The sequence below is a fragment of the Rhizobium sp. UBA1881 genome (genome assembly GCF_002338015.1).
GTDB lineage: Bacteria > Pseudomonadota > Alphaproteobacteria > Rhizobiales > Rhizobiaceae > Rhizobium.
On record NZ_DDHH01000087.1, the window covers coordinates 1 to 8,082 of the forward strand.

Consider the following 8,082-nt stretch of genomic DNA (forward strand, 5'->3'; position numbering starts at 1 on the left):
CGGCAATCCGTGGGGCACCGGCGTCCCCAACCAGTGGACGCGGCTGCGCGTCTGGCTGCTCAAGCTCGGCATCGACCTCATCCATACACGGCCCTATCACCGCACAACGAGCCCGAGGATGACGGCGGCGGGTGGGGTTTGCGTCGGTAAGTTATTGATGTGAAATCGCTTTCCTCTCGCTCGGCGTCATCCTCGGCCTTGTGCCGAGGATCTAAGCACGTCTCCGCGAGTTCAACGGTGCGGATGAACCTCAAGCGTCCAACACGCGACCGCGCGGTGACCCGCTCACCCCTTGATGAACGCCAACACATCCGCGTTGAAGCGTTCCGGTTCGACCTGGGCGAGGCCGTGGCTGGAGCCTTCGTAGACCTTGAGCACGGCGCCCTTGACGATCTTCGAGGATTTCAGGGCAGCGGCGACGATGGGGACGATCTGGTCGTCGTCGCCGTGGATGAACAGCGTCGGCTTGTCGATCTTGCGGAGGTCGTCGGTGTAGTCGACCTCTGAGAATTCATGGATGCAGTCGTATTCGCCCTTGATGCCGCCGGCCATGCCCATCAGCCAGAAGGTCTCGCGCAGGCCTTCGTTGACCTTGGCGCCGTCGCTGTTGAAGCCGTAGAAGGGCATGGAGAGGTCGCGGAAGAATTGCGAGCGGTCGAGCGCGGTGCCCTTGCGGATGCCGTCGAAGACGTCGAGCGGCAGGCCCTCGGGGTTGGCATCGGTTTTCAGCATCAACGGCGGAACGGCGCCGACCAGCACCACCTTGGCGACGCGCTTGGTGCCGTGGCGGCCGAGATAATGGGCGACTTCGCCGCCGCCGGTGGAGTGGCCGATCATGATCAGGTTCTTGAGGTCGAGCTTTTCGATCAGTTCGGCGAGATCGTCTGCGTACTGGTCCATGTTGTTGCCGTCCCAGGTCTGGGAGGACTTGCCGTGGCTGCGGCGGTCGTGGGCGATGACGCGGTAGCCATTCTGGCCGAAATAGAGCATCTGCGCTTCCCAGGCGTCGCCCGAGAGAGGCCAGCCATGCGAGAAGAGGATCGGCTGGCCGGTGCCCCAATCCTTGTAGAAAATCTTCGTTCCGTCCTTGGTGGTGATCTTCGGCATGCTCGTCATCCTCTTTGCGTTCGCGTTTGAATGAATGGAGCGGCGGGCGCGCTTGCGGCCCATTGCGCGACGGCAGAGAACATCGGAATGATCAGAAACGAAAGCACTATTTGCCGGCCCGGCCGACATTTGCTCGTGTGGGCGTGCGCTTTTGCGAGGACGGCAACGTCAGCGCGAGATGACCGACATCAGCCGGTCACCAACAGTTGACATTACAATGCTGTAATGGGCGGCCAATTTGCTTGCCGCTGACCTGCAATCGGACAATAATTCTAACGTTGCGCGGCGATTTGCCACGTATGCGCCTCTTTCGATCGACCCTGGACAACCTCGAGTCCCTCTGGAGACGTGAATGTCATTTTGGAAGCAGTTTACGATCTGTCTCATCGTTATCGCCGCCGGCGTTACCGGATGGGCTGTCTTTGTGCCTGGTGCGCGCGATACGCTGCGCAATGCCGGCGTTCCCGAAGCTCTTGTTGGTAAGGCGATCGATCCTGACAATGCAGGCCGTGCGGCGGCGCCTACAGCAGGCGGCGAGCAGGCGAGCAATCGTCGCTCAGGGGGCGGCAATGGCGGCGGCGGCGGTCGCAATGGCGCGGTGCTTGTCGTCACGCAGGCCGTGGTTCCCGGTGTCGTCAACGACCGGCTGGGTGCGATCGGCACGGGGGACGCGATCCGCTCGGTGGTGGTGACGCCGCAGGCAAGCGGTCTCATCCGCGAAATCCTCGTGAAGTCGGGCGACAGGGTCAAGCAGGGGCAGATCATCGCCAAGCTCGACAGCGAAGAGCAGGTGATCGTCAAGGGGCAGGCCGAAGTCGCGCTGAAATCGGCGGTCGAGAAGTCCAGCCTCTACAACAATATCAAGTCCAGCGTGTCGCGCATGGATGTGTTCGATCAGGAGATCGCCGAGCAGAACGCGCGGCTGCAATTGCAGGCGGCACAGCTGAGCCTCGATCGCCGCAACATCCTGGCGCCGATCGACGGTATCGTCGGCATCATGCCCGTCAATATCGGCGATAACGTTTCGACGACAACGCCGATCGTGACGCTCGACGATCGCACCGAAATCCTCGTCGACTACTGGGTGCCGGAGCGTTTCGCCAATACGGTCAAGGTCGGTCAGGCGGTCGAGGCGACGTCGGTGGCGCGGCCGGGGCAGGTGTTTTCGGGCGCCGTCGAGGCGATCGACAACCGCGTCGATCCGGCGAGCCGTACGCTCCGGATGCGGGCGCGGATCAACAACGCGGCCGACGAGCTGCGCGCCGGCATGTCGTTCAGCGTCGGCATGCGGTTCGATGGCGACCAGTATCCGGCGGTCGATCCGCAATCGGTGCAGTGGGATTCGCAAGGCTCCTTCGTCTGGCGCGTGGCCGAGCAGAAGTCGCACAAGGTGCGCGTCAGCATCGTGCAGCGCAATCCCGACTATGTGCTGGTCAAGGGCAACCTGGATAATGGCGACCTGATCGTTACGCAGGGCCTGCAGCGGGTGCGCGAGGGCGGGCCGGTGCGCTCCGAAGGGGGCGAACTGGCGGCCAAGGAGCCCGTCACCTGATGAGCGAGAGCGGCACCCACAGCAACACGCCTTCGGGCAAGCAGACGTTCACGGCGCTCTTCGTGCGCCGGCCGATCTTGGCCCTGGTGTTCAACACGCTGATGATCGTCGCGGGTCTGGCGGCCTATGTCGGCATCGAGGTGCGCGAACTGCCGGATGTCGACCGGCCGGTCGTGACCGTGCGCACCACCTTCGACGGCGCGTCGCCGCAGACGATCGACCAGGAGGTGACCAAGGTCATCGAGGGCGCATCGGCGCGCGTCAGCGGGCTGAAGTCGATCTCGTCGAGCTCGCAGTTCGGCCAGAGCCGGGTGACGCTGGAGTTTTCCGATACGGTGGATCTGGCGGTTGCCGCCAACGACGTGCGTGATGCGATCGGACGGATCACCGACCGGCTGCCTGACGACGCCGACGCGCCGCAGATCGTCAAGGCGGATTCGGATTCGCAGCCGATCATGCGGCTCGCCGTCACTTCCACCAAGCTCAACATGGACGACCTGACGCTGCTCGTCGACAACGAGGTGATCGACCGGCTGGCCTCCGTCGACGGCGTTGCCGATGTCGAAAGCTATGGCGACCAGGAGAAGGTGTTTCGGGTCGATGTCGATCAGTCGGAGCTCGCGAGCCGCGGACTGACGATCGGCGATCTCACCAATGCGCTGTCGAATGCAGCACTCGACGTGCCGGCCGGCTCGCTGAAGAGCCCGACGCAGAATATCGTGGTGCGTGCCACCGCCAGCCTGCAGAAGCCCGAGGATTTCGCCAATGTCATGTTGCTCGACCGCGTACGGCTTGGCGATGTGGCGACGGTAACGCTCGGGCCGCGCGACGGGCAGACGGCGCTGCGCTCGAACGGGGTGCCTGGCATCGGCCTCGGCGTCATCCGCCAGGCGCAGTCCAATACGCTGAATATTTCCAACGGTATCAAGGCCGCGGTAGAACAGCTGTCGAAGACGCTGCCCGAGGGTACCAGGATCGCCATCACCAGCGATGACGCGGTGTTCATCCAGGGCGCCATCCACGAAGTGGTGCTGGCGCTGGTGTTGGCCGCCGTCATCGTCACGGCCGTCATCTATCTCTTCCTGCGCGATTGGCGGGCGACGATCATTCCGGCGGTGAGCATGCCGGTGGCGCTGATCGGCACGCTGGCGGCGATCTACATGGTCGGTTTCTCGATCAATATCCTGACGCTGCTGGCAATCGTGCTCGCGACCGGTCTCGTGGTCGATGACGCCATCGTGGTGCTCGAGAACATCGTGCGACGGCGGGCACAAGGCATGGGGCCGCGCGCGGCTGCCGTGCTCGGTACGCGCGAGGTGTTCTTCGCTGTTATCGCGACGACGGCGACGCTGGCCGCCGTGTTCATTCCGCTGTCGTTCCTGCCGGGGCAGGTGGGCGGCCTGTTTCGCGAGTTCGGCTTCGTGCTCGCCTTCTCCGTCGGCCTGTCATCGCTGGTGGCGCTGACGCTTTGCCCGATGATGGCGTCGCGGATGCTGACCCGGGAGATGAAAGAGGATCACGGCATGCTCGGCCGCTTCGGCGACCGGTTTTCCAGCGCCTACGAGTGGTGCCTGCAGCGCTGCCTGAATGCGCCCTTCGTGGTCATCGTGTTCTCGGTGATCTTCGCGGGTGCCGCCGTCTTCGCCTTTACCGGCGTGAAGAGCGAGCTGACGCCCAACGAGGACCGAGCGATGGTGATGATGCGGCTGACGACGCCGCAGGGATCGAGCCTCGAATATACGCGCGACAAGCTGCAACTGGTCGAAGAGTATTTGCAGCCGCTGGTCGATAGCGGCGATATCCGCAACGTCTTCTCCGTCTCGGGCCAGAACGGGCAGGCCAATAGCGGCTTCATGGTGCTGACGCTGGCGCCATGGGGCGAGCGCGAGCGCACGCAGGGCGAGATCGTCGCCGATATCAATCGCGCCGCGTTGAAGGTTCCGGCGCTGCGCGGCAATGCCATCCAGTCCAACAGCCTGCGCATTCGCGGCGCCGGCAACGGGTTGCAGATGGCGCTGATCGGCAGCGACTACGATGCGCTGACGCAATCGGCGCTGAAGCTGGTGCAGGCGCTTGACGCGACCGGACGATACGACACGCCGCGTCTCGCCAACGAGCCGACGCAGGCGCAGGTGTCGATCTCGATCGATCGCGAGCGGGCGTCCGATCTCGGCATCAACATCACCGGCCTGTCGACCGCCATCCAGTCGCTGCTGGAAGGGCGCTCGGTGGTCGACGTGTTCGTCAAGGGCGATGCCTATCCGGTGCTTTTGACCTCGAACACGCGGCCGCTCGACGATCCGACCGATCTGGAGAACGTGTTCCTGAAAACCGGCGACGGCAAAATCGTGCCGATGTCGGTCATCGCCTCGCTGGAAGAGGGCGCCGTGGCGCCGCAGCTCAATCGCGAGCAGCAGCTGGCGTCGGTGGCGATTACCGCCGGCCTGAAGGATGGCGTGTCGCTTGGCGATGCGGTGAAAGAGGCCGTGACGCTGGCCGGGCCTCTGCTTCCCTCGGGTGCGCGGCTGATGCCGCTTGCGGAAGCGGCGACGCTGGAAGAAAACGCCAACGGCATGGCGCTGACCTTCGGCTTTGCCATCATCATCATCTTCCTGGTGCTGGCGGCGCAGTTCGAGAGCATGCTCTCATCCGTGATCATCATGTCGACGGTGCCGCTGGGGCTTGCCTGCGCGGTCTTCGCGCTTGTGATCACTGGTTCCAGCCTCAACATCTACAGCCAGATCGGCCTCGTTCTGCTGGTCGGCGTCATGGCCAAGAACGGCATCCTGATCGTCGAGTTCGCCAACCAGCTGCGCGATCAGGGCGAGGAGGTCAGGGCGTCGATCGAGAAGGCCTGTGCCCTGCGTCTGCGTCCCGTCATGATGACGATGATCGCCACCATCCTCGGCGGCGTGCCGCTGGTCTTCGCGCATGGCGCAGGTGCCGAAGCGCGCGTGGCGCTTGGGTGGGTGATCGTCGGCGGTCTTGGTTTCGCGACGCTGGTGACGCTGTTCATCACGCCCGTCGCCTATCTACTGATCGCCCGCTTCGCCAAGCCGCATGCGCATGAAGAGGCACGGTTGCATCAGGAGATGGAACATGCCGAGCGGCCGAAGATCGTTGCCGCGCGGGATCAGCTCGAAGCTGCCGAGTAACAAACGCCGCCTGTCGACCGTGCCTTCGGGCCGGTTGCGGGCGGCGTTCTCGTATGGTTTCCGATCGGTTGCGTAACACGCTAAATTAATTGCAGCTTTTAGCTGTTTTTTAAGCATAAGCCGTAATCATTGCTGTCGATACCGATAGTCCTCCAGCGTTCTTGGAGGCTGCGCGGCGCCGCTGTTTTGGCGCCCCCGAACATGAGTGTTCGCGGCACCGGTTCATTTGTACCTGTTGCGTATTGTTGTGTTCGGAGTTCTGTATCCGTGAGTATTTATCGGCGCACTTCGGTGGATGCCGCGCTTTATGTATTGCGCGACACCGGGAATAAACTGACGACGACCCAGAGGCAGGTCTCCACCGGCCTCCGGGTCGAGCGCGCCTCGGATAATGGCGCCTATTGGGCAATCAGCTCGACATTGAAAAGCGACCAGAGGGCACAGTCGGCGGTGCGCGACGCGCTGGGGTTGGCGGCCGCGACGATGGACACGGCCTATACCGCCGTCGGCGAATCGGTCGATCTCGTCAGCCAGATCAAGGCCAAGCTCGTGGCCGCGACCGAGGACGGTGTCGACAAGGACAAGATCAATCTCGATATCACTCATCTGAAAGATCAGCTTCGTTCCGTTTCCGCAGCGGCGAGCTTCAACAACGACAATTGGGTGGCGATCGACGATGGCGATGATCCGGCGAAACCGCGAGAGATCCCGGCGTCGTTCACACGGCACCCCGATGGAAGCGTCGAAATCGGAACGCTGAGCTATGAGGTCGATATCGCGCCGGTGGGGGCGACGACATCCAAGGACGCTCGCTACCTGATCGACGATCGGACCACGGGCTCGGGCGAATATGGCGCGCTGACCTCGCAGTATTTCGCGACGGAAGCCGGTGCCTCGAAGAATTATGTGATGCTGGCGAGCGCCGGCAATACGGCAGGGCAGGTCGAGATCGGGATATCGTCGAGCACGACGACCGCGGAGGTCCATGAAATGGTTTCCGTCGTCGACAAGATGCTCGGGCAGATGACGACGATCGGCTCGTCCTTCGGCGCGCTGGAAAAGCGCATCAGCCTGCAGAGCGATTTCGCGCAGACCCTGGGCGATGCCTTCGCGCGCGGGATGAGCAAGCTGATCGATGCCGACATGGAGGAGCAATCGAGCCGGCTTGCGGCGCTGCAGACGCAGGAGCAACTGGGGCTGCAATCACTCAACATCGCGAACGCCACCTACGATACGGTGCGGCAGCTGTTCCAGAACTTCTGACGCCGCATAGCCTTCGCGATTTCAACGCCGGCGTCGCCGACGCCGGTGACTTTTTCGGGAGTTCCGGCTCTAAGGCTGTGCAATCCATCGATTTTCCAGTATTCAGGGCGCGCGCTTCATCTTCTTGCCGCATTCCTTAATACTGCTCGCATCACCATCGAATTGGAGATACGCCTGTCCATGATCAAGAAATTCATACTCCTCGCCGTTGCCGCGACCTACCTCAGCGCCTGCACGACGACAGATCCGTATACGGGCCAGCAGAAGATGTCGAACACATCGGGCGGCGCGCTGCTCGGCGCCGGCGTCGGCGCATTGGCGGGTCTCGCCGTCGGCGGTTCGCCGGTCGGTCGGCGTAACGCGGCGCTGATCGGCGCCGGTGTCGGCGCTCTCGCCGGCGGCGCGATCGGCAACTACATGGACCAGCAGGAATCGGAACTGCGCGCGCAGCTGCAGGGCACCGGCATCTCCGTTACCCGCAACGGCGACAACATCATCTTGAACATGCCGTCGAACATCACCTTCGACGTCGACCAGGACGCCGTGAAGCCGGGCTTCTACCCGACGCTGAACTCGGTGGCGATCGTGCTGCGCAAGTTCAACCGCACGCTGATCGACGTCAACGGCCACACCGATTCGACCGGCAGCCTGCAGCATAACCAGGAACTGTCGCAGCGCCGCGCAGAGTCTGTCGCCGGCTACCTCGGCGGCCAGGGCATCGACCAGCGCCGCATGTCGGCCGTCGGCTTCGGCCCGTCGCAGCCGGTGGCTTCCAACGCCTCGGAAGCCGGACGCTCGCAGAACCGCCGCGTCGAAATCCAGATCGCGCCGATCACCCAGAGCTGATCAGGCTCGATCGAGAGTTAAAACGGCCGGGCTCGATGCCCGGCCGTTTTGCGTTATAGTAGTTTGAATTACGCAATTCCGGACGGAAAACCGCTTCACACTTTTCCTGGCATTGCTTCAAGGGTGCATGACCGCGCCCTTGGTGATCTTGTCGACGAT

Annotated in this window: 5 protein-coding genes; 4 read left to right on the forward strand and 1 reads right to left on the reverse strand. The window is 63.1% G+C overall.

Annotated elements, in window-relative coordinates; genetic code table 11:
• Positions 1-285: 285 nt before the first annotated feature.
• Positions 286-1,107: an alpha/beta fold hydrolase gene (locus B3605_RS10455; protein WP_112941920.1), complete on the reverse strand. Its 822-nt coding sequence runs from the start codon at positions 1,105-1,107 to the stop codon at positions 286-288.
• Between the two features lie 352 nt (positions 1,108-1,459).
• On the opposite strand from B3605_RS10455, the gene B3605_RS10460 reads away from it, so the two are divergent.
• From B3605_RS10460 to B3605_RS10475, 4 genes are all read left to right on the forward strand, one after another.
• The gene (locus B3605_RS10460; protein ID WP_112941890.1) at positions 1,460-2,659 is read left to right on the forward strand and encodes an efflux RND transporter periplasmic adaptor subunit; all 1,200 of its coding nucleotides are present in this window, start codon (positions 1,460-1,462) and stop codon (positions 2,657-2,659) included.
• Positions 2,659-5,814: an efflux RND transporter permease subunit gene (locus B3605_RS10465; RefSeq protein WP_112941889.1), complete on the forward strand. Its 3,156-nt coding sequence runs from the start codon at positions 2,659-2,661 to the stop codon at positions 5,812-5,814. The genes B3605_RS10460 and B3605_RS10465 overlap by 1 nt, the downstream gene beginning before the upstream one ends.
• A 267-nt stretch (positions 5,815-6,081) precedes the next feature.
• Positions 6,082-7,077: a flagellin gene (locus B3605_RS10470; protein ID WP_112941888.1), complete on the forward strand. Its 996-nt coding sequence runs from the start codon at positions 6,082-6,084 to the stop codon at positions 7,075-7,077.
• 180 nt (positions 7,078-7,257) lie between these two features.
• Positions 7,258-7,923: an OmpA family protein gene (locus B3605_RS10475; RefSeq protein ID WP_018900282.1), complete on the forward strand. Its 666-nt coding sequence runs from the start codon at positions 7,258-7,260 to the stop codon at positions 7,921-7,923.
• The last annotated feature ends 159 nt before the right edge of the window (positions 7,924-8,082 follow it).